General features: G+C 64.2%; 19 protein-coding genes. 9 read left to right on the top strand and 10 right to left on the bottom strand.

Going from position 1 to position 20778, the window contains the following annotated elements; translation table 11 throughout:
• The first annotated feature begins 449 nt into the window (after window positions 1-449).
• The 3 genes from Q7J44_RS16255 to Q7J44_RS16245 all read left to right on the top strand — a co-directional run bounded on the left by Q7J44_RS16255 (window position 450) and on the right by Q7J44_RS16245 (window position 3549).
• Window positions 450-848 (top strand): hypothetical protein, encoded by a 399-nt coding sequence (locus Q7J44_RS16255; RefSeq protein WP_304881640.1) that lies wholly within the window; start codon window positions 450-452, stop codon window positions 846-848.
• 319 nt (window positions 849-1167) lie between these two features.
• Window positions 1168-1413 carry a hypothetical protein gene (locus Q7J44_RS16250; RefSeq protein WP_304881639.1) on the top strand — a complete coding sequence of 82 codons (246 nt, stop codon included), beginning with the start codon at window positions 1168-1170 and terminating at the stop codon, window positions 1411-1413.
• Window positions 1414-1548: 135 nt separating this feature from the next.
• Window positions 1549-3549 carry an acetyl/propionyl/methylcrotonyl-CoA carboxylase subunit alpha gene (locus Q7J44_RS16245; protein ID WP_304881637.1) on the top strand — a complete coding sequence of 667 codons (2001 nt, stop codon included), beginning with the start codon at window positions 1549-1551 and terminating at the stop codon, window positions 3547-3549.
• A gap of 29 nt (window positions 3550-3578) precedes the next feature.
• On the opposite strand, the gene Q7J44_RS16240 is transcribed toward Q7J44_RS16245, so the two are convergent.
• Window positions 3579-4079: a DUF4174 domain-containing protein gene (locus Q7J44_RS16240; RefSeq protein WP_304881635.1), complete on the bottom strand. Its 501-nt coding sequence runs from the start codon at window positions 4077-4079 to the stop codon at window positions 3579-3581.
• Between the two features lie 93 nt (window positions 4080-4172).
• On the opposite strand from Q7J44_RS16240, the gene scpA reads away from it, so the two are divergent.
• A complete protein-coding gene (gene scpA / locus Q7J44_RS16235; protein WP_304881633.1) occupies window positions 4173-6302 on the top strand; it encodes a methylmalonyl-CoA mutase in 2130 nt (709 codons plus the stop codon).
• Window positions 6303-6447: 145 nt separating this feature from the next.
• On the opposite strand, the gene Q7J44_RS16230 is transcribed toward scpA, so the two are convergent.
• The 9 genes from Q7J44_RS16230 to Q7J44_RS16190 form a co-directional block, all read right to left on the bottom strand.
• On the bottom strand, window positions 6448-6831 hold the full coding sequence (locus tag Q7J44_RS16230) for an AAA+ family ATPase (protein WP_304881631.1): 384 nt from the start codon (window positions 6829-6831) through the stop codon (window positions 6448-6450).
• 84 nt (window positions 6832-6915) lie between these two features.
• On the bottom strand, window positions 6916-7956 hold the full coding sequence (locus Q7J44_RS16225; protein WP_304881629.1) for an endonuclease/exonuclease/phosphatase family protein: 1041 nt from the start codon (window positions 7954-7956) through the stop codon (window positions 6916-6918).
• The gene (locus Q7J44_RS16220; protein WP_304881628.1) at window positions 7956-8672 is read right to left on the bottom strand and encodes a molecular chaperone DjiA; all 717 of its coding nucleotides are present in this window, start codon (window positions 8670-8672) and stop codon (window positions 7956-7958) included. Before Q7J44_RS16220 ends, Q7J44_RS16225 begins: the two co-directional genes overlap by 1 nt.
• 31 nt (window positions 8673-8703) lie before the next feature.
• Entirely contained in the window at window positions 8704-9189 is a 486-nt protein-coding gene (locus Q7J44_RS16215; protein ID WP_304881627.1) for a GNAT family N-acetyltransferase, read from the bottom strand.
• On the bottom strand, window positions 9186-9791 hold the full coding sequence (locus tag Q7J44_RS16210; RefSeq protein WP_304881626.1) for a VOC family protein: 606 nt from the start codon (window positions 9789-9791) through the stop codon (window positions 9186-9188). The genes Q7J44_RS16215 and Q7J44_RS16210 overlap by 4 nt, the downstream gene beginning before the upstream one ends.
• Complete coding sequence (locus tag Q7J44_RS16205; protein ID WP_304881625.1) at window positions 9778-11355, bottom strand: Ppx/GppA family phosphatase; 1578 nt, start codon at window positions 11353-11355, stop codon at window positions 9778-9780. The genes Q7J44_RS16210 and Q7J44_RS16205 overlap by 14 nt, the downstream gene beginning before the upstream one ends.
• Window positions 11356-11458: 103 nt before the next feature.
• Window positions 11459-13633, bottom strand: a complete 2175-nt coding sequence (locus Q7J44_RS16200) for an RNA degradosome polyphosphate kinase (RefSeq protein WP_304881623.1) — start codon at window positions 13631-13633, stop codon at window positions 11459-11461.
• Between the two features lie 76 nt (window positions 13634-13709).
• Entirely contained in the window at window positions 13710-14387 is a 678-nt protein-coding gene (locus Q7J44_RS16195) for a chromosomal replication initiator DnaA (RefSeq protein WP_304881621.1), read from the bottom strand.
• Window positions 14384-15490 (bottom strand): AI-2E family transporter, encoded by a 1107-nt coding sequence (locus Q7J44_RS16190; RefSeq protein WP_304881620.1) that lies wholly within the window; start codon window positions 15488-15490, stop codon window positions 14384-14386. Before Q7J44_RS16190 ends, Q7J44_RS16195 begins: the two co-directional genes overlap by 4 nt.
• A gap of 404 nt (window positions 15491-15894) precedes the next feature.
• Between Q7J44_RS16190 and proS the strand changes: the two genes are divergently transcribed.
• The 5 genes from proS (at window position 15895) to Q7J44_RS16165 (ending at window position 20764) form a co-directional block, all read left to right on the top strand.
• Window positions 15895-17235, top strand: a complete 1341-nt coding sequence (gene proS, locus Q7J44_RS16185) for a proline--tRNA ligase (RefSeq protein WP_304881619.1) — start codon at window positions 15895-15897, stop codon at window positions 17233-17235.
• A 72-nt stretch (window positions 17236-17307) separates the two neighbouring features.
• On the top strand, window positions 17308-17958 hold the full coding sequence (locus tag Q7J44_RS16180; RefSeq protein ID WP_304881617.1) for a ThuA domain-containing protein: 651 nt from the start codon (window positions 17308-17310) through the stop codon (window positions 17956-17958).
• A gap of 80 nt (window positions 17959-18038) precedes the next feature.
• Entirely contained in the window at window positions 18039-18707 is a 669-nt protein-coding gene (locus Q7J44_RS16175; protein ID WP_304881615.1) for a hemolysin III family protein, read from the top strand.
• Between the two features lie 91 nt (window positions 18708-18798).
• On the top strand, window positions 18799-20082 hold the full coding sequence (locus Q7J44_RS16170; RefSeq protein ID WP_304881613.1) for a lipoprotein-releasing ABC transporter permease subunit: 1284 nt from the start codon (window positions 18799-18801) through the stop codon (window positions 20080-20082).
• On the top strand, window positions 20075-20764 hold the full coding sequence (locus tag Q7J44_RS16165; protein ID WP_304881611.1) for an ABC transporter ATP-binding protein: 690 nt from the start codon (window positions 20075-20077) through the stop codon (window positions 20762-20764). The genes Q7J44_RS16170 and Q7J44_RS16165 overlap by 8 nt, the downstream gene beginning before the upstream one ends.
• The last annotated feature ends 14 nt before the right edge of the window (window positions 20765-20778 follow it).

Raw genomic sequence — 20778 nt, 5'->3', positions numbered from 1 at the left:
CGGTCCCAAGCGGCCTTTGCCTCAGATGAAGGGTGTGCTATCGGATGTCCCGATGCAACCTTCCAAGAATATAGGAGACGAGGATGTCGAAGAGCACGAAAACTATCCTGGCGCTGTGTGTTGTGGCCTTTGCGGCTGCCTGCGCACCCAAGCAGTCTGAAGTCGTTTATGTTGACCAGCCGGTTTCGTCCGAGCCAGTCTACACCGGCAAATACAAATAATCCGGTCGGGCGGGCTGCCGGGGACTCTCTGGTCAGACCCGCCCAATCCACCACCCGACCCATCGGCCCGCGCCACGGCGCATCCCGGTCCGGTCTGCCGCGCCCCGTCGCAGCCGCCGTTTTTCCCCAACATTCGCTGACCGACCCCCGGCTGTTTCCGGCAGCGCCCCTTGGCGTTCTGCCCGCATGCGCCTATGGCTGTGCCCATCCATCCACAGGGGGCACATCATGCTGAAACATCGCGGCTTTCCCGGCCGCCTTCCGGGCACCGATTTTCAATTCACCATCCGCCGCGCCAACAAAAAGGACGGCCCGGCCAAAATCATCAAGCGCGAACGCTACCGCGACCGCAAGCAGGCCGACCGCAAGGCCGACGAGGGCTTTCTGGCTGCCCTCTGGCAGTGCTTTGGCGAAGAGCCGTTCGAGCGGGGCAATCTGGATGCCGGCCGTCTGTCATGGCTGTTCGGGCGCGAGGTCATTCCCGCCGAAGATCCGTTCGATCCCGAAAGCTATGACGCGCTGCTGCGCGTCAACGTGAAGATCGCGCAGGTGTCGTTTCCGGCGGTCTTCGCGGCGGATGCCGAAGAAGTGATCTGGGACGACACCGATGACGGGGATGACGATTGATGCGCGCCGTTCCGCCGATCCTTTCGCCGCTGTGGCAAAGGCCCGCGCATCACAGCGCAGGCGGCGGAATTGCGTTTGATTTCAACGCGCACAATCCTCATCCTCTCCCTTATCCGGCGCGGACTCCTCATCCCCACGCCGGTCTCCACATGACGACCCTTTCTTTCCCCTTGCGGTCCGGTCTCTTCAGGGCCGGGCCGTCCTTTTGTGGGCGGCAAAGCCTCGCCTATGGCGCGGGTCACAAAAAATTCCCCTTTTCCATGGCCATGGATGGAGTAGAGTCAGCGTTAATAAAAACCCTGACACGAGGCAGTCAAAAATGGTCACGAAACACACAATCATCGCATCTCTTCTTGCCCTCTCGCTTGCTGGCTGCGTCCAGCAGGGTGGCGGCTATGGCAATTCATCGCCGCTCAACAGCGCGGCTGTGCGCACCGTTGGCGGAGCCGCAACCGGCGCGCTCGTCGCAGGCGCAACCGGCGGCTCACGCACGCAAGGTGCGCTTATCGGCGCTGTTGCGGGCGGCGGCTCGTGCATCATCCCGGGCACCAACAACTGCTACTGACCTGCCCGCCGCATCGCGGCGCGGGTTGAATACAGATCATTCGAAAACGGGGTCTTCCAGCCATATCGGCTGGAGGGCCCTTTTCATTTGCGGCGCAAGGTCCGGCCCGGCCCTGCCCGAGGGGAGAGAGAGCCGATGTTCAAGAAAATCCTGATTGCCAACCGGGGCGAAATCGCCTGCCGGGTGATCAAATCCGCCCGCAAAATGGGAATCAAGACGGTTGCCGTCTATTCCGACGCCGACCGCAACGCGCTGCACGTCCGCATGGCGGATGAAGCGGTGCACATTGGCCCGTCACCCGCCAACCAGTCCTATATCGTGATCGACAAGATCCTCGACGCCGTGCGCCAGACCGGGGCCGAGGCTGTGCATCCGGGTTACGGATTCCTGTCGGAAAACAAGGCCTTTGCCGCCGCCCTTGAACAGATCGGCGTGGTCTTCATCGGCCCGCCATCCCCGGCGATTGAGGCCATGGGCGACAAGATCACCTCGAAGAAACTGGCAATGGAGGCAGGGGTTTCCACCGTTCCCGGCTACATGGGCCTGATCGCGGATGGGGATGAAGCGATCAGGATCAGCGGCGAAATCGGCTATCCGGTGATGATCAAGGCGTCAGCGGGCGGCGGCGGCAAGGGCATGCGCATCGCATGGTCCGAGTCGGAAGTGCGCGAAGGCTTCCAGTCCTCGAAGAACGAGGCCGCCAGCAGCTTTGGCGATGACCGGATTTTCATCGAAAAATTCGTGACCCAGCCGCGCCACATCGAAATTCAGGTGCTCGCTGACCAGCATGGCAATACTGTCTATCTGCACGAACGCGAATGCAGCATTCAGCGCCGCAACCAGAAAGTCATCGAAGAGGCCCCGTCGCCGTTTCTTGACGCCGCCACCCGGAAGGCCATGGGCGAACAGGCCTGTGCGCTTGCCCGCGCCGTCGGCTACACCTCGGCGGGCACCGTTGAGTTCATCGTTGATGGGGAGCGCAACTTCTTTTTCCTTGAAATGAACACCCGCCTGCAGGTCGAGCATCCGGTGACGGAACTGATCACAGGCGTCGATCTGGTTGAACAGATGATCCGCGTCGCAGCGGGCGAGCCACTGCCGTTCAGGCAGGAAGACCTGAAAATCAACGGCTGGGCGATGGAATCGCGGCTTTATGCCGAAGATCCCTACCGCAACTTCCTGCCCTCCATCGGTCGGCTGACCCGCTATCGCCCCCCGGTCGAGGGGCCGACCGCCACCGGCATCGTGCGCAATGACACCGGCGTGTTTGAAGGCGGCGAGATCAGCATGTTCTACGACCCGATGATCGCCAAGCTCTGCACCTGGGGCCCGACCCGCGCCGACGCCATCAACGAAATGCGGCTGGCGCTCGACACATTCGAGGTGGAAGGCATCGGCCACAACCTGCCGTTCTGCTCGGCGGTGATGGACCACCCGCGCTTTGCCTCTGGCAACATCACCACCGCCTTCATCGCCGAAGAATTCCCCGACGGCTTCCACGGCACCACGCTTGATGCGCAGACCCTGCGCCGTGTCGCCGCCGCCAGTGCCGCGATGAACCGCGTCGCCGAAATACGGCGCACCCGCATTTCCGGCACGATGGACAATCACCAGCGCCGTGTCGGCGATGCCTGGGTGGTCAGCCTGCAAGGCAGCCAGCACCGCGTCACCATCGCCGCCGACAAGACCGGATCGACCGTCACCTTTGAGGATGGCGAACAGATGCGCGTTCAGTCCGACTGGACCCCGGGCGAAAGCCTTGCGCGACTGACGGTCGACGGAACGCTGATGGTGCTGAAATCCACCAAAATCCCGATGGGCTTCCGCATCCGGCTGCGCGGGGCCGATCTCAAGGTGCTGGTGCAATCGCCGCGTCAGGCCGAGCTTTATGCCCTGATGCCGGAGAAACTGCCGCCCGACACCTCAAAATTCCTGCTCTGCCCGATGCCCGGCCTGATCGTTTCGATCACCGTGGCCGAAGGCGATGAGGTGCAGGAAGGCCAGCCTCTCGCCACGGTCGAGGCGATGAAGATGGAAAACATCCTCAAAGCCGAACGCAAGGGTGTGGTCAAGAAGATCACCGCCAGCACAGGGGCCAGCCTGAAGGTGGACGAGATCATCATGGAGTTTGAATGATGCCCGCCGCCCGACAGCGACAGCCGGATCTATCGACCGGCCGGGCTGCGCTCCAGCATTTCCTGCCGGCGCAGCGGGAACTTGTCAATCGCCGCGACGATTTCGCGCACCTCCCAAGGCAGGGGTTTGCGGATCACCGGGCGCAGATCCTTGTCCATCAGCACCAAGGAAAACCCGCGCGGGCGCAGGCGCATCCGCCAGTCGCCCCGCGCCTCGGGGTCGGTGTCGATGATCAGCGCCACGTCGCGCTGTTCCAGCGCCGGCAGATCGCGCATCAACAGCTCCATCTGGCGCAGGAAATTCGGGTCCTCGGGGCTGTCGCCGAACACCACCACCGGGCGTTGTTCGTACAAAAGATCGGCAAAAACCACATCCGCAGCGTTGCGCGGGCCATAGGGCACCGGCTCCGCCACCACCTCAGCCTCGACGACCACCTCAACCTGAACTGACGGATCAAGCGCCCCCGCCTCCTGTGCAAAGGCGACCAGTGGCAGCAGTGCTGCAAGACCAAGAGTATAAAGCGGTTTCATGCATTTCCCCATATGTCTGAACATAGGGCGGCGCGACCGGAAACCCAAGAGCAGAAGCCACAAGCAGATGCCAAGATCGGACGGAGAACACAGATGACCGACGCGCTGAACCACTGGGCTGCCCTCGCCACCAAAGAGCTCAAGGGCAAAGACCCCGAAAGCCTGATCTGGAACACGCTGGAAGGCATTCCGGTCAAGCCGCTGTATACCGCCGAAGACACGGCCAACCTGCCGCATATGGGTGGTGTGCCGGGGGCTGCACCGTTCACCCGCGGGGTGAAGGCCACGATGTACGCGGGCCGCCCCTGGACCATCCGGCAATACGCAGGCTTTTCCACGGCGGAAGAGTCGAACAACTTCTACCGCAAGGCGCTTGCTGCCGGGCAGCAGGGCGTTTCGGTCGCCTTCGACCTGGCCACGCACCGGGGCTACGATTCCGACCACCCGCGTGTGGTGGGCGATGTCGGCAAGGCGGGCGTGGCGATTGACAGCGTAGAGGACATGAAGATCCTGTTCGACGGCATCCCGCTGGAAAAGGTCAGCGTTTCCATGACGATGAACGGTGCAGTGATCCCTATTCTGGCCAGCTTCATCGTGACCGGGGAAGAGCAGGGTGTGGACCGCAGCCTGCTGTCGGGCACCATTCAGAATGATATTCTGAAGGAATTCATGGTCCGCAACACCTATGTCTACCCGCCGGAACCCTCGATGCGGATCATCGCGGACATCATCGAATACACGTCCGCGCAGATGCCGAAGTTCAACTCGATCTCGATTTCCGGCTACCATATGCAGGAAGCCGGGGCCAATCTGATGCAGGAACTGGCTTTCACGCTGGCGGATGGGCGTGAATACGTGCGCACCGCGATTGCGCGCGGCATGGATGTGGATGCCTTTGCCGGAAGGCTGTCGTTCTTTTTCGCCATCGGCATGAACTTCTTTATGGAGGCCGCCAAACTGCGCGCCGCCCGGTTGCTGTGGCACCGGATCATGTCGGAATTTGCGCCAAAGAACCCGGTTTCGCTCATGCTGCGCACCCATTGCCAGACCTCGGGCGTGTCTTTGCAAGAGGCCGACCCCTACAACAATGTGATCCGCACGGCGTATGAGGCGATGTCGGCGGTGCTGGGCGGCACTCAAAGCCTGCACACCAATGCGCTGGATGAGGCGATTGCTTTGCCCACCGAATTTTCGGCCCGCATTGCCCGTAACACCCAGCTGATCTTGCAGGAAGAAACCGGCATCACCCATGTCGTCGATCCGCTGGCTGGCAGCTATTATGTCGAAACCCTGACGCATCAGCTGGCGGAAGAGGCGTGGAAGCTGATCGAAGAGGTCGAGGCCATGGGCGGCATGACCAAAGCGGTCGCCACCGGCATGCCCAAGCTGCGGATCGAGGAATCCGCCGCCCGCCGTCAGGCCGCGATTGACCGGGCCGAGGATGTGATCGTCGGCGTCAACAAATACCGCAAGGCCACCGAAGACGCGATTGATATCCTCGATATCGACAACGTCGCTGTGCGCGAAAGCCAGATCGCCCGGCTGAAAGCCACCCGCGCCGCCCGGGATGAAGCCGCCTGTCAGGCGGCCCTTGCCGAGCTGACCCGCCGCGCCGGCGAAGGCGGCAACCTGCTCGACGCTGCCGTCACCGCGGCCCGCGCCCGGGCCACCGTAGGGGAGATTTCGGACGCCATGGAAAAGATCTTCGGCCGCCACCGGGCAGAGGTCAAAACCCTCGCCGGGGTTTACGGTGCCGCCTATGAGGGCGACGCGGGGTTTGAGGCCATTCAGGCCGATGTCGAGGCCTTTGCCGCCGAGGAAGGCCGCCGCCCGCGCATGCTGGTGGTGAAGATGGGGCAGGATGGCCATGACCGGGGGGCGAAAGTCATCGCCACCGCCTTTGCCGATATCGGCTTTGACGTCGACGTCGGCCCCCTGTTCCAGACCCCGGAAGAGGCGGCGCAGGATGCCGTCGACAATGACGTGCATGTCATCGGCATCTCGTCACAGGCCGCCGGTCACAAGACGCTTGCGCCCAAGCTGGTGCAGGCACTGAACGCGGCCGGGGCGGGTGATATTCTGGTGATCTGCGGCGGCGTGATCCCGCAGCAGGATTACCAGTTCCTGTATGACAACGGCGTCAAGGCGATCTTCGGCCCGGGGACCAATATTCCCAGTGCCGCCAAGGATATCCTGAACCTGATCCGCCAGACCCGGCGCTGATGCGGCACGCGCGCGCGCCGGTCGGGCCGGGGGAGCGCTCCGCGCGGGAGTATTTCAGAAAGGTGCAATCAACGGGTCGGTCCCCTGATTTGCATCTTTCAGAAATACTCCGGGGGGAGGCGAAGCCGGGGGGCTGGCCCCCCTCTTACAGCTCGATTTCCCCCTGCGGGTCCGGCAACAGGGTTGGCGGCAGGGGTTTGGGCGCATCCTTGCGGCGCGGGATCAGGATATCGCCGTTGTCGAGCACACGCGGCGCGTCGTAATTGCGGATGTCGTCGATCAGCGCCATCAGGTTTTGCAGCGCCGGTTCCATCTCGGACAGCGCTTTGCCCATTTCGTTCAGCGCCGGTTCCATCTCGCGCATCAACCCGCGGAACAGCAGTTTTGCGCCTTCCTGCATCAGATCAAAGCCCTTTTCATCCTCAACCTGCGGTGCGGGCAAGGTTTCAGCGGGCAGCGTTTGCGCAGGCAGGGGCAGGGCCGCGAACAGCGCAAGGGGCAAGGCGAGGGTCAGGACCAGCTGTTTCATGTGCAGATCATGCCAACGGACGCCGGGATTGGCAAATCACGTCTGAGGGCCAGCCGCCTCCGGCCTCCGGGTCGGGTTGACGCTTCACGGCAGGGTCAGGTCAATCGTCACCGGGAAATGGTCTGACGCCTGCAGCAGCGCCTCGTGCAACTCGGGCGTGTTCAGGCAGGCGGGATCGTTCCATGGGTGCCAGATCCGCCAGGCGGGGTGGGTGGCGGCCAGCCGGGGCGAGACCATGATGAAATCCAGCAGTGCCTCGAAATAGCGTTTTTGCGGGTTCAGCCAGAACCGGGCGGTGGTTGGGGTCAGGTTCATCCGCCCCGCCCGCGCCATGGCGGCATGCGGGTCATACATCCGCGCCTCGGGCGGCACATCGACCCCCAGCACGATTTCCACCCCGGAATGACCGAACAGCTTTTCAAACTCGTCCAGACCCGGCCCGTCGTTGAAATCGCCCATCACCAGCAGGTCATCGCCACGCGCCAGATGCTGCTCGACCCGGGCGCGCAGCCAGATGCATTCGGCCAGTTGCTTGCGGCGGTTCTCGATCGACAGGCGGGTGATCTCTTCTGGCGTGCGCGCGCCATGCGGGGCTTTGGATTTCGCGTGCACCCCGATCAGCCGCAGCGCCCGCCCACCCGCCGTTTCCACCGCCAGTTCCAGCGGCGGTTTGGAAAATCGGATCAGATCGGGGGCGGCGTCGGCGTTCAGGTCATAGCGGAAGGTGCCGTCAAAGCGCGGTGCATCCCGGCTGCCCTTCCTGCCCACCGGATCATGCCGGGGGGTCAGCCGGGCGGGATCATAAAGCAGCGTGATCTCCTGCTCGGTGTCCGACATGAAGCCCATGATGGCGCGGCTGGTGCGCAGGCCGTAAGCGCGGGCAAAACTTTCCAGCGCGCGGGCAGAACTGCGTTTTGACCCGGTATCGGGGGCCTCGATCACCATCACCGCATCGGCGTCCATCGCGGTGAACACGATCCCCAGCGCACCGGCCTGCACGGCGCGGCTGATCTGGTGGCGGGCGGACGGGGCGGCATCGGCCAGCAGCCGCCCGTCATCATCAAACAGGGCGTTGAACCATTCGACATTGTAGGTGGCGATGCGCAGCCGTTCCGGCGGGGCCATCAGGCGGCCCGCTGCCCGGAAATCTCATCCCAGGCGGCGTTGATCGCGATCAGGCGGCGTTCGGCCAGCTTCACCGCCTCGGCCGGTACGCCGCGCGCGATCATCGCGTCGGGATGGCTGTCCTTGACCGCCTGCCGCCACGCCGCGCGCACCGCAGGCATCGGCGCATCGGGCGTCACGCCCAGCACGTCATAGGGATCACGCGGCGCGCCTTCGACAAAGCGCGCCCGCATGGTGGCGTAGCAGCGGTCGTCGAGGCCAAAGATGCGGGCCACCTCGCGCAGGAACGCATCCTCCGCCGGGTGAAAATCGCCATCCGCCATCGCAATGTGGAACAGCCCTTCCAGCAGGTCGATCAGCACGTTGCGGTCATCGGCGCACAGGGCCTGCCCCTCGGGGCGGAACATCGCTGCCACCTTGCGGGCATAGGCATCAAAGCCCGCCACATCCTGCCGCGCCAGATTGAACACGCGGGCGGCATTGGCGGCCTCTTCATCGGGGATCGCAAAGATCCGGCGGAAGGTTGCAACCTCATGGCGCGACACCTCGCCATCGGCCTTGGCCATCTTGGCCCCCAGAGCGATGACGGCAATGGTGAAGGCGACCGACTTTTCCGGGGTGGACTGCACGCCGCGCAGCCGGTCGAACACCACCGACAACCCTTCGCCAGCGGCAAGGGCAGACAGCGCGTCGGCAATGCGGATCCAGATCGACATGGCGGCAGGATAGCGCGGCCTGCGCGGGTTGTCAGGAGAGGATTTTCTGCATCAGCACAAGATCCATCCAAGCCCCGAATTTGCGGCCCACCTGCGGCATCAGCCCGACCTGAACATAGCCCATTTTGGCATGAAACGCCCGGCCCGCCGCATTTTCCGCCGTGACCCCGGCCACCATCACATGTGCGCCAGCTTTTGTTGCATGGGCTTCCACCGCCGCCATCAGCGCCCGGCCAAGGCCCTGTCCTGCGGCGTGCGGGGCCAGCAGCACGGTATGCTCCATGCTGTGGGCATAGCCGATGCCACCGCGAAACTGGTCATAGGTGACAAAACCCTGCACCCGGCCCTGACCCTCGGCCAGCAGAAAGCAGCGCTGGACCTGTCGCGCGGAAATCAGCGCCGCCACCTCATCGACTGGCTTCTCGGCTGCGTTGAAGGTGGCCACGGTCTCACGGATGTAGTGGTTCCAGATCGCGGCCACCGCTTCGGCGTCGCCCGGCACGGCATCGCGGATCATGCCAGCACGCGCCGCCCGTGCGGCGTGTCGATCTCGGCCCGCAGGGCCAGCGGCCCGGCCTCGACCACCACACGCGGGTCCGCCAGCCCGGCCAGCGCCACGCGCAGGCCCGCGGCGTCGGGATGCGTGATCACCAGCCGCGCCAGCCGTGCCCCGCTGTCAGGCAAACGCGGGGCCGGATGCGGCCCCTGCCACTGGATCAGCGCCGGGAACGCGCCGCCGAACGGCAACTGCCCGTCGCCGGGCACCCCCATCCGCCAGCGCAGATCGCCGCGCGCCAGATCCACCGCCACGCCCGCCCCGTCCGGGGCCTGCGCCAGGGCTGCGTCCAGATCATCGCAGGCCACGACCCAGTTGGTCAGTCGTGGCACCCCCGCAAAGCCGTCCAGCCCGAACCAGCGCGGCCATCCCGGGGCGGGGGCCGCCGGATCAATCGCAATGACCTCCAGATAGGCATCCCCCAGCCGCAGCAGCCGGTTGTGCGTGCCCATATGCGGGTGCTGACCGCCCGCCACCAGCGGCAGGCCCAGTGCGTCCTCTGCCCACGCCGCACCTTCGTCCAGCGCCGTACAGCTTACCGCCAGATGGTCAAACCTCAGCATTTTCCTCACCCGGTTGCAGCACCCGCCCCTTGGCCCGCAGTGCCTGCGTCAGCGAAGAAAACCGCGCCTTGGCCACCTCGCCATACAGTCCGACCCCCAGTTCGGTCAGTTGCAGGTCCAGCGTGCGTTTTTTGGGCTTCCACACCAGTGCGCCTGCCTCGGCCGGGTCGCCCGCCGCAAACATCGCGCCAAAGCGCATGGCCTTGCCCAGCACCTCGGCCTCCTGGATCTCATCTTCCGACAGCAGCCGGAACAGCGGTTCAAGGCGAGAGCCGGAGCGGTTGTTCTTGTAGCGGTGCAGCAGGGACAACCCCAGAAACACCCGGCCCGGATGGTCCAAGCCCCCAAGGTTGGCCCGTGTCGCATTGTCGAAACACACATCTGCCCGGTAATCGGGGTGCGCCCGCCAGGTGGTGTCATGCAGCAGACACGCCGCCTTGATCAGCCGCAGCCGTTCTTTGGACAGGTCCTTGAACAGCGGCATCAGAAAGGTGAACAGCGTCTTGCCGGTGCCGGGCAGTCGCGCGCCGGTCTGTTCCGCCGCCCGTGCCGCCTCGATCAGCGGGTCGCGTGCGCGCAGTTTGTCGGGCATCTGCTCATACAGCAGCCCCTCGCGGATGCCATAGGACGAGATGTCGATTTCCGACGGTTTGAAAACCCGGATCAGCTCGCGCAGCACCTCACAGGCCAGCGGCACCAGCTCCATCCGTTCCTGCGATGTGCCGGTGCGGCCCCGCAGCATGGTCAGATCGGCCGTCTCCAGCCAGTCCAGTGTGTCCAGCGCCGATTTGGTCGGCATCCGGTATTCGTGCAACACGGTCAGCGGATAATTCCGCCGTTCCATATCCAGCCGCGCGATCACCCGCCACGACCCGCCCACCATATAGAACCGCTCGCCCTCGGACTTCATCTTGCCCTGCACGCTGGTCAGCACCCGCTGAATCAGCGCGCGGCGTTTTTCGACGCCGCCTTCCACCTGTTGCAGGCGGAACGGCCCCAGCTGGGTGGATACCCGCTTGCCGACCTTGCCGTCGCCGACCCGCGCCAGCTCCATCGAGTTGCCGCCAATGTCGCAGACCACGCCCTTGGCCTCGGGCCAGCCCAGCAGCACGCCCTGGGCCGACAGCCGCGCCTCTTCATCGCCGTCAATCACATGCATCCGCAGGCCGGTCTCAGTCAGCACCTGGGCGCTGAATTCGGGTCCGTCGCTGGCCTCGCGCATGGCAGCCGTCGCCACCACCGTCAGCGGGGCCGCCCCCATGCCTTCCGCCAGCAGAGAAAACCGCTTCAGCGCTGCCAGTGCGCGCAGCTTGCCCGCTGGATTCAGCATTCCGGTTTCGCCCAGACCCTTGCCCAGACCGCACAGGATTTTCTCGTTGTAGAAATAGGCAGGTGAACGTGCCGCGCCGTCAAACACCACCATCCGGACCGAGTTCGACCCCACATCCACCACTCCCACGCGCGACAGGGCGCGTACTGACGGGTCTTCAAACAAGGACCGCCCGAACGGGCCGAAATCTTCATCCTCCGCATCTGCTGCGGTTGGGTTGTGCGTGCTGTTCATCTGGTCCCCGGTGCAATGCAAGCGGACCTTGGCGCAAGGTCCGGTGTGACGTCAATCAACCTGCCGACTGTGGCCGGGCAGGGGCAAAACTGGCTTTGCCAGGTCACTCTTTCAACGCCGCCAGCTTCGGCACATCCTTGGCCCCCGCCGTACCCCGGCCCGACAAAGACGGGTTTTCCATGAAGAACGTATGACAGGCGAACAGCTTGCCATCCCGTGGCTGCAACTCCCGCACGGTGGTGCCATCGGGGTTCAGCACCCACGACTGCGCCTCATCCGCCAGGTTGGCCGCCATGATCTGGCTGACGATCTGGGCTTTCACCGTGTCATTATGCACTTCGACCAGCGTCTCCACCCGCCGGGTCAGGTTGCGCCCCATCCAGTCGGCACTGGAGAAGAACACCCGCGCCTGTTTGCTGGGCAACCCATGGCCCGACCCGAAGCACACAATCCGGCTGTGTTCCAGAAACCGCCCGACGATGGACTTGACGCGGATGTTCTCGCTCAACCCCTTGATGCCCGGGCGCAATCCGCAGATGCCGCGCACAACAAGGCTGATCTTCACCCCGGCTTGAGACGCCGCATAAAGCGCGTCGATCACCTCGGGGTCGATCACGCTGTTCATCTTGGCCCAGATCTCGGCCGGCCGTCCGGCGCGGGCGTGATCCGCCTCGGCCGCGATCAGGCCCAGCAGGCGCGGTTTCAGGCTGATCGGGGAAATCGCCAGATTTTCCAGCCCCTCGGGCTGCACATAGCCGGACAGATAATTGAACACCTTGGTCGCATCGCGCCCCAGCGCCGGGTCGCAGGTAAAGAACGACAGGTCCGTGTAGATCCGCGCGGTGATCGGGTGGTAATTCCCGGTGCCGTAATGGGTGTAAGTCACCAGATTGTCACCCTCACGCCGCACAACCGTGCTGATCTTGGCGTGGGTTTTGTAGTGGATGAACCCGTAAACCACATGCGCGCCTGCCCGTTCCAGCCGCCGCGACTGGCGGATGTTCGCGGCCTCATCAAACCGGGCCTTCAGCTCCACCAGTGCTGTCACCGATTTGCCCGCCTCGGCCGCCTCGCACAATGCACTCACAATCGGGCTGTCCCAGCTGGTGCGGTACAGCGTCTGCTTGATCGCCAGCACATTGGGGTCACGCGCCGCCTGTTCCAGAAACCGGATCACCAGATCAAACGTTTCATACGGGTGGTGCAGCAGGATATCCTTCTGCCTTATCGCGGCAAACAGATCGCCCTCATGGTCCTGCACCCGTTCGGGCACGCGCGGCGAAAACGGCGGCCACAACAGGTCAGGTCGGCTGGACAGCACCAGTTCTTTCAGATCGGCAATGCCCATCAGGCCCTTGACCTCCACCACCTCAGACTCGGTGACGGACAGTTCCTCCATGATCAGCGCGCGCAGATCGGCCGGTGCCCCCGCCGTCATCTTCAGCCGGATCACCTCACCCCGGCGCCGCCGCTTCAGTGCCGTTTCAAACTCGCGCACCAGATCCTCGGCCTCATCCTCGACCTCCAGATCGCTGTCGCGCAACACCCGGAACGCGCAATGCCCCCGGTCGGTATAGCCGGGGAACAGCATGTTCAGATGCAGCAGCAGCAGTTCTTCCAGTGGCAGGAAGCGGTTTACCCCCGGCTTGCCCGGCAAGGGCACAAAGCGCGCAATCTGCTGCGGGATCGGCAGCAGCGCTTTCAGCGTACGGTGATCGGTCAGCCGCTCCAGCTCCAGCGCCAGGGAAAACCCGGTGTTGGGAATGAACGGAAACGGATGCGCCGGGTCGATCGCCAGCGGCGACAGCACCGGAAATACCTTGTGCAGGAAATGCGCTTCCAGATGCCGCAGATCCGCCGCCGTCAGCTTGGACCGCGTGACAATGCTGATCCCCTGGGCCTCCATCTCACGCTTGAGGCAGTTCAGCACGGTCTGCTGGCGCTGCATCAGCTTGCGGGCATCGGCCTGTATCAACACCAGCTGTTCGGCCGGTTTGCGCCCGTCTTCCGACAGTCCGGCATTCGCCGTACGCACCAGCGCGCGCAGCCCTGCCACCCGCACGGTAAAGAACTCATCCAGATTGGTGGCCGAGATCGACAGGAACCGCAGCCGTTCGAGCAGGGGCACATTGGGGTTCGCCGCCTCATCCAGCACGCGCCAGTTGAAGGCCAGCCAGCTCAGCTCACGGTTGAAGAACCGCCCCGGCCCGGTGATCTCGGCCTCGGGCAGCGAAATGGGGTCGGGGAAGGGGGCCTTGAGGAAATCTGCCTGTGTCATGACCGGGGCTTATGCTGCAAATTGCTTACAGTTTTGTGACAGTGTTTTGTGTGACAGTCTTTTGTGTGGCAGTGTTTCATTCCGCATCATCCCTGTCCAGCAAGCCCTGCGCTGTCGCCCGCGTAATGGGCTTTCCCTGCGCCAGTGCGCGTGCATCCATCGCCGCCACCAGCGCGCGCGCCGCATCGATAGACCGTTCCATCCGCGCCACCAGCCAGGGGATCAGCGCCGGTGCCACCACAGTCTGCCGGTCGGCGAACAGCTTGACCAGCACCGCCGACAGCAGCGCATCATCCGGGGCCTCCAGCCGTGCGACCGGCGCTGCCTCCATCCGGCTTTTCAGGTCTGGCAGGGCCAGCCCCCAGTCGCGCACCGGCCCCCGCGCGGTCAGCAGCAAAGACCCGCGCGGCACCACCAGATTGTGCAGGTGGAACAGGGCGACCTCGGCCTCTGCAACCCCTGCCACCGCGTCGGCATCCTCGACCACCACCGCGCCCGCCTGCGCCAGTTCCGGCAGTTCTGCGGCCTCCAGCCCGGCCCCGCACACCATCACCGCCCCCGCCAGACCGGCCCACAGATGGGCCAGATGGGTCTTGCCCGCGCCGGGCGGCCCCACCAGCAGCATCTTGCCACCCGGCCAGCCGCGCCAGCCTTCTACCGCCGCCAGCGCATGCGCATTGGCGACCGAGGCAAAGAAATCCTCGCGCCGGAACGCCTCACGCGCAGGCAGGTCAAAGGCCAGCTGACGGTTCACACCGCATCCTCATCCCGCCGCGCGGGCAGGATCACCGCCCCCGGCACCGGCGCATCCACCCCGCGATAGAGCACGCTGGCCTGATACTGCCCGATGGCAAAGCGCATCAGCACCCCCAGCGCCGCCGCCACCGGCACCGCAATCAGCATCCCCGCAAACCCCAGCAACGACCCGAATGCCGACAGCGCCAGCAGCAGCCACACCGGATGCAGCCCCACCGAACTGCCCACCAGTTTCGGCGTCAGGATATTGCCCTCGATGAACTGGCCAAGCGCGAAGATCGCCACCACAATTCCGATGGCAAACCAGTCGCCCCAGAACTGAAACAGCGCCAGACCAATCGCCAGAATCCCGCCGATGATCGCGCCGACATAGGGGATGAAACTCACCGCCCCGGCAATCGCGCCGACCACAAGGCCGAACTGCAGCCCGGCCAGCATCAGCGTTGCCGAATAATACACCCCGACGATCAGGCACACGGTCAGTTGCCCGCGCACAAACCCGGCCAGCACCTTGTCCATCTCCCGCGCCAGCCGCCGCACCGTGGCGACATGATCGCGCGGGATCATCGCATCGACCTTCGCCACCATCTTGTCCCAGTCCAGCAGCAGGTAAAACGCCACCACCGGCACCACGACGATAAAGATCAGCGCCGACAGCACCGACATGGCCGAGGTCAGCACGCCCTGTGCCAGATCTGCCCCCTTGGACTGGATGAACGCCCCGATATCATCCAGCGTCGTGCGCATGATGCTGGTCTCATCCGTCAGATCGGGAAACCGATCGGTCAGAAAGCTTTGCAGATTGCGCGAAATCTCGGGGGCTGCATTCACCAGCGCGGTGGTCTGCTGGATCAGCGACGGAATGACCGCAAGCACCAGCAGCACCACCACCAGAATCATCACCAGCGTGATCACCGCCGTCGCCGCCGCCCGGCTCAGCCCCAGCCGTTCCAGCCGGTCGGCCACCGGGTCAAGGAAATAGGCCATCGCGCCGCCAACAAGAAACGGCACCAGCACATTCCCCATCAGGAACATCAGGATCAGGAACAAAAGCCCCGCAATTCCCCAGTATTTCGCCTGCTGTGTGATCGGAAGTGCCATCGCGCGCCCCTTGATGTGCCAAGGCCAGATATTGCCGCTGGGGCGGCACAGCGCAAGGGGAGACAGGGGGAAGGGCTCAGCAGCGGTAGGGCGGGGTTCACCCCGCCTTTGCGACCGAAGGCGGGGTGAACCCCGCCCTACCGCAAAATCCATATCGTCTGGTCATTCCAAGGGCAGGGTGGGTCGTTCCGCCCGGCACGGGCGGGTTGACCCACCAATGCGCATCGCCGGCCAGTCAATTGCAGCCCTAAATCTTAACAAATCATGAATTCCAGAAACCTAACTTCTTGAAATCATGAAGCCCAACAGCTTGTAACACCGGGGGAAACCCTCACCGCCCTTGCCTGACCCCGGTGAAGCCGTTAGGAACCTTGCGACCCCCTTTTAGCGATAGGCCGCCCCAAATGCGTCTCTCCCGATACTTCCTCCCCGTCCTCAAGGAAAACCCGTCCGAGGCGCAGATCGTCAGCCACCGCTACATGCTGCGGGCCGGCATGATCAAGCAGCAGGCGGCGGGCATCTATTCCTGGCTGCCGCTGGGGTACCGGGTGCTGAAGCGGATCGAGCAGATCGTGCACGAAGAACAGGCCCGCGCGGGGCACATCCCGCTGCTGATGCCGACGCTGCAACCGGCGGATCTGTGGCGTGAAAGCGGGCGCTATGATGACTACGGGCAGGAAATGCTGCGCATCAAGGACCGCCACGACCGCGACATGCTGTTCGGCCCGACCAACGAAGAGATGATCACCGACATCTTCCGCGCCCATGTCGGCAGCTACAAAGACCTGCCGATGACCCTCTATCACATCCAGTGGAAGTTCCGCGACGAGATGCGGCCAAGGTTCGGCGTGATGCGGGGCCGAGAGTTCCTGATGAAGGACGGCTACAACTTCGACATCGACAAGGATGCGGCCCTGCACGCCTATAACCGCCATATGGTCAGCTATCTGCGGACCTATGAGCGCATGGGCCTGACAGCCATTCCGATGCGTGCGGATTCCGGCCCGATTGGTGGCGATGACACGCATGAATTCCTTGTGCTGGCCAGCACCGGTGAGTCCGAGGTGTTCTATGATGCCGCTGTGACCGACCTGAAGCTCGGCGCGCGCGAGGTCGATTTCGACAATCGCGACGAGGTGGCGGGCATCTGCAAAGAGTTCACCACCCTCTACGCCCGCACGGACGAGACGCACGATGCCGCCCTGTTCGACCAGATCCCCGAAGACCGCCGCAAGGTCGGTCGCGGGATCGAGGTGGGCCAGATCTTCTACTTCGGCACCAAGTATTCCGAAGCCATGGGCGCCACCGTGGTCACGCCCGACGGGTCCAAGGTCCCGGTCGAGATGGGCTCGCACGGCATCGGCGTCAGCCGCCTGCTGGGCGCGATCATCGAGGCGAGCCATGACGACAAGGGCATCATCTGGCCCGAAGGTGTCACGCCGTTCCCGGTCGGGATCGTGAACCTGAAACAGGGCGACGCCAGCACGGATCTGGCCTGCGAGGGGCTGTACAAGGCGCTGAAGGCCAAGGGACTTGAAGCGCTGTATGACGACCGTGAAGAACGTGCAGGCGCGAAATTCGCCACCATGGACCTGATCGGTCTGCCCTGGCGCATCACCGTCGGCCCGCGCGGGCTGGCAAACGGCGTGATCGAACTGACCAGCCGCCGCACGGGCGAGTCCGAGGAGATGTCGGCAGAGGCTGCGGTCGACCGCGTTGTGCAGATCTACGAAGGACATCGCTGAGGGGCAGACGCCGGGGGGCTGTCTGCCCCCCGGACCCCCCGAGAGTATTTGGATCAAGATGAAGGGGATGTCATGGCACGCGCATTGATCACCTGGGGCGGATGGGACGGGCACCAGCCCGATGTTGTCGCAGCCCTCGTTGCCGGATGGCTGCGCGAGGCGGGGATGGAGGTGCAGGTCACCGACAGCCTGTCGTGTTTTGACGATCCAAGCGCCTTGACGGACCTGAGCCTGATTGTCCCGGTCTGGACCATGTCTGAGATCGGCAAGGAACAGGCAGATCATGCGGCGGCAGCGGTCGCGGCGGGCGTGGGTCTGGCGGGCTGTCATGGCGGGATGGGCGATGCGTTCCGTACCTCGGTGACGTGGCAGTTCATGACCGGCGCGCAATGGGTGGCGCATCCGGGCGATGACGGGGTGCGCTACGGCGTGCGGATGGTCAGCGATGACCCGCTGGTGCAGGGCATCGCGGATTTCGAGGTTGAGACCGAGCAATACTATCTGCACATCGACCCGGCGGTGAAGGTGCATGCGGTCTGTGATTTCCCTGTGGTTGAGGGGCCGCATTCCCCGAACGGGCCGGTGGCGATGCCAGTGGTCTATACCAAACGCTGGGGGCAGGGGCGGGTGTATTACAACGCGCTGGGGCATCAGGCCAATGTCATCGACCATGGCCCGGCGGCAGAGCTGATGAAGCGCGGCCTGCTGTGGGCCGCGCGCTGACGCAACGTCAGACCCGGGACTGATTGACCTTTGGCGCTGCAACGCGATCTTTGGTCATTGCCGCTTGATCCGGAGCCATGATGACCCTGCCGACCGAACATCCCCGACTGATGAAGCGCCCGTTCAGCTTGGGCGAGTTGCTGGCCGACGGGGTGGTGCATACGCTGGCGCTGCTGGTCGGGGTCATGGGGTTTTCGGCGCTGCTGTATCACGTGCTGGTGCGGGCGGATTTCGGCCTTTTTGCTGCCCTGTCCGTCTATGCCGCGGGATTTTTCCTCATGTTCGGCTTTTCGCTCGCCTATAACATGGCCCCGCCCTCGGCGTTGAAATGGATGCTGCGGCGGTTCGACCATTCGGCGATTTATGTCATGATCGCAGGCACATATACGGCCATTCTGGCGCAGTTCGAGCCCGGGATGACTGTGTGGCTGCTGGGGGCGGTGGTCTGGGCCGGAGCCGTGCTGGGGGTCGTGGTCAAGCTGGCCCTGCCGGGGCGGTATGACGGGCTGGCGGTGATCGCCTATATCGCGCTTGGCGGTGTGGGGGTTCTGGCCGCAGGCCCTGCCAGCGCGGCGCTGCCGGAGGTGTCGCTGTGGCTGATCGTGCTGGGCGGGATCACTTACGTCGGCGGTGTGGCGTTTTACAAATGGCACCGGCTGCGGTTTCACAACGCGATCTGGCATCTGTGCGTGGCGATTGCTGCCGGGCTGCACTTTACCGCCATTGCTTTTGCTGTCGGCCACGGCTGATCCCGCCGAAGTGACGCCCGCTTGCCCGGCTTGTCTTGACGCGGCACGCCGCAACCGACACTGTCCGCGCAAAACATAAAGCAGAGCAGACATGCCCCAGACCGCCCCCTTTTCCCGCTTTGAACGGATGATCGCCTGGCGCTATCTGCGCGCCAAACGCGCCGAAGGCGGGGTCAGCGTGATGACCTGGATCAGCCTGATCGGCATCACGCTGGCGGTCTTTGCGCTGATCGCCACGCTGGCGGTTCGGGCAGGCTTCCGCGCGGAATTTGTCGATACGATCTTGGGTGCCAACGCCCATGTGACCGTTTATTCCGCCGGGCGCGCGGATGAGAATGGCAATCTGGTCAAAGGGTTCACCGAGTACGAGGCGCTGTCGCAGGCCCTTGCCGCCGTGCCGGGTGTGACCCGTGCCGCCCCGATGATCCGCGGGCAGGTCATGGTGTCAAGTCAGGGTGCGACCAATGGGGCCGAGGTATACGGCCTGTCGGAAGAGGATCTGAAATCCATCCCCCGGGTCGGCCTTGGGGCTGACGCCTATGGCGATATCGAGCGGTTTGACGAAGGCGTCGCCATCGGTTCGGTGCTGGCGCGCGAGTTGGGGGTGACGGTGGGCGAGCGGGTGCGGGTCATCTCGCCCGATGGGGTCAGGACCGCCTTTGGCACCAGCCCGCGCGTCAATGCCTATGAGGTGGTCTATATCTTCACCGCCGGGCGTTATGACATCGACAAGACCCGGCTCTATATGCCGTTTGCCGAGGCGCAGAGCTATTTCAACCGCGAAGGCATTGCCGATGAGTTCGAGGTGATGGTCGATCAGCCCGACAATGTCGACCGCTACGCCGCCCCCCTGCTGCAGGCCGGGGGCGATGATGCGATCCTGTGGACATGGCGGGATTCGTCGGGGGCCTTTCTGCGGGCGCTGGATGTCGAGGACAACATCATGTTCGTGATCCTGTCGATCCTGGTACTGATCGCCACAATGAACATCATTTCCGGCCTGATCATGCTGGTGAAGAACAAGGGCCGCGATATCGGCATCCTGCGCACCATTGGCCTCACCGAAGGATCGGTCCTGCGGATTTTCTTTATGTGCGGGGCTTTTACCGGGATTGTCGGCACGGTTCTGGGCGTGGTTCTGGGCTGTCTGTTCGCGCTGTATATCGACCCGCTGTTTTCGGCGGTGAACTACCTTGCCGGGGGCGGGGTCTGGGACCCGTCGATCCGGGGGATCTATGCGCTGCCGGCCAAGCTGCAATGGGCTGACGTTCTGTCAGCGGTGTCGCTGTCGCTGGGGCTGTCGTTCATCGTCACAATCTTTCCGGCCCGCCGCGCCGCCCGGATGAACCCGGTGGAGGCGTTGCGCTATGAATGATCACGCAACAGAGCTGGCGCTTGATCTGTCGGGGATCGAGAAGACCTATAACAAGGGCAAACCATCGGAGGTGATGGTGTTGCGCGGGGCGACATTGTCGGTCAAGCCCGGTGAGGTGGTCGCCTTGGTGGCCCCGTCCGGCGCGGGGAAATCGACGCTGCTGCACATTGCCGGGCTGCTGGACACACCAGATGTGGGGCAGGTCCGCCTGAACGGACGCGACATGAACGGGCTGCCCGACCGCGCGCGCACCGAGGTGCGGCGCGCAGATGTCGGCTTCATCTACCAGTTCCACCACCTGCTGCCGGAGTTTTCTGCCTTGGAAAACATCGTGATACCACAGCTGGCCAATGGGGTGGACGAAGCGGTGGCGCAGGCCCGCGCGATGGATCTGCTGGTCCGCGTCGGTGTGGGGCCGCGCGCCGGGCACCGCCCCGCCGCCCTTTCGGGGGGCGAGCAGCAGCGGGTGGCGTTCTGCCGGGCGATGGCCAATGCGCCGCGTCTGCTGCTGGCGGATGAGCCGACCGGGAACCTTGACCCTGCCACCTCGGATCAGGTGTTCGGCGCGCTGATGGATCTGGTGCGCGCGACCGGGCTGGCGGCGCTGATCGCCACCCATAACATGGAACTGGCGGCGCGGATGGACCGGATTGTGCGGCTGGATCAGGGACGCGTTGCCTGAGGGCTTGTGCCGGG

This window comes from Pseudotabrizicola sp., from assembly GCF_030656345.1.
Taxonomy (GTDB): Bacteria; Pseudomonadota; Alphaproteobacteria; order Rhodobacterales; family Rhodobacteraceae; genus Pseudotabrizicola.
Note: the sequence above shows the minus strand (reverse complement) of the source record. Positions and strands in the feature narration are given on the sequence as shown.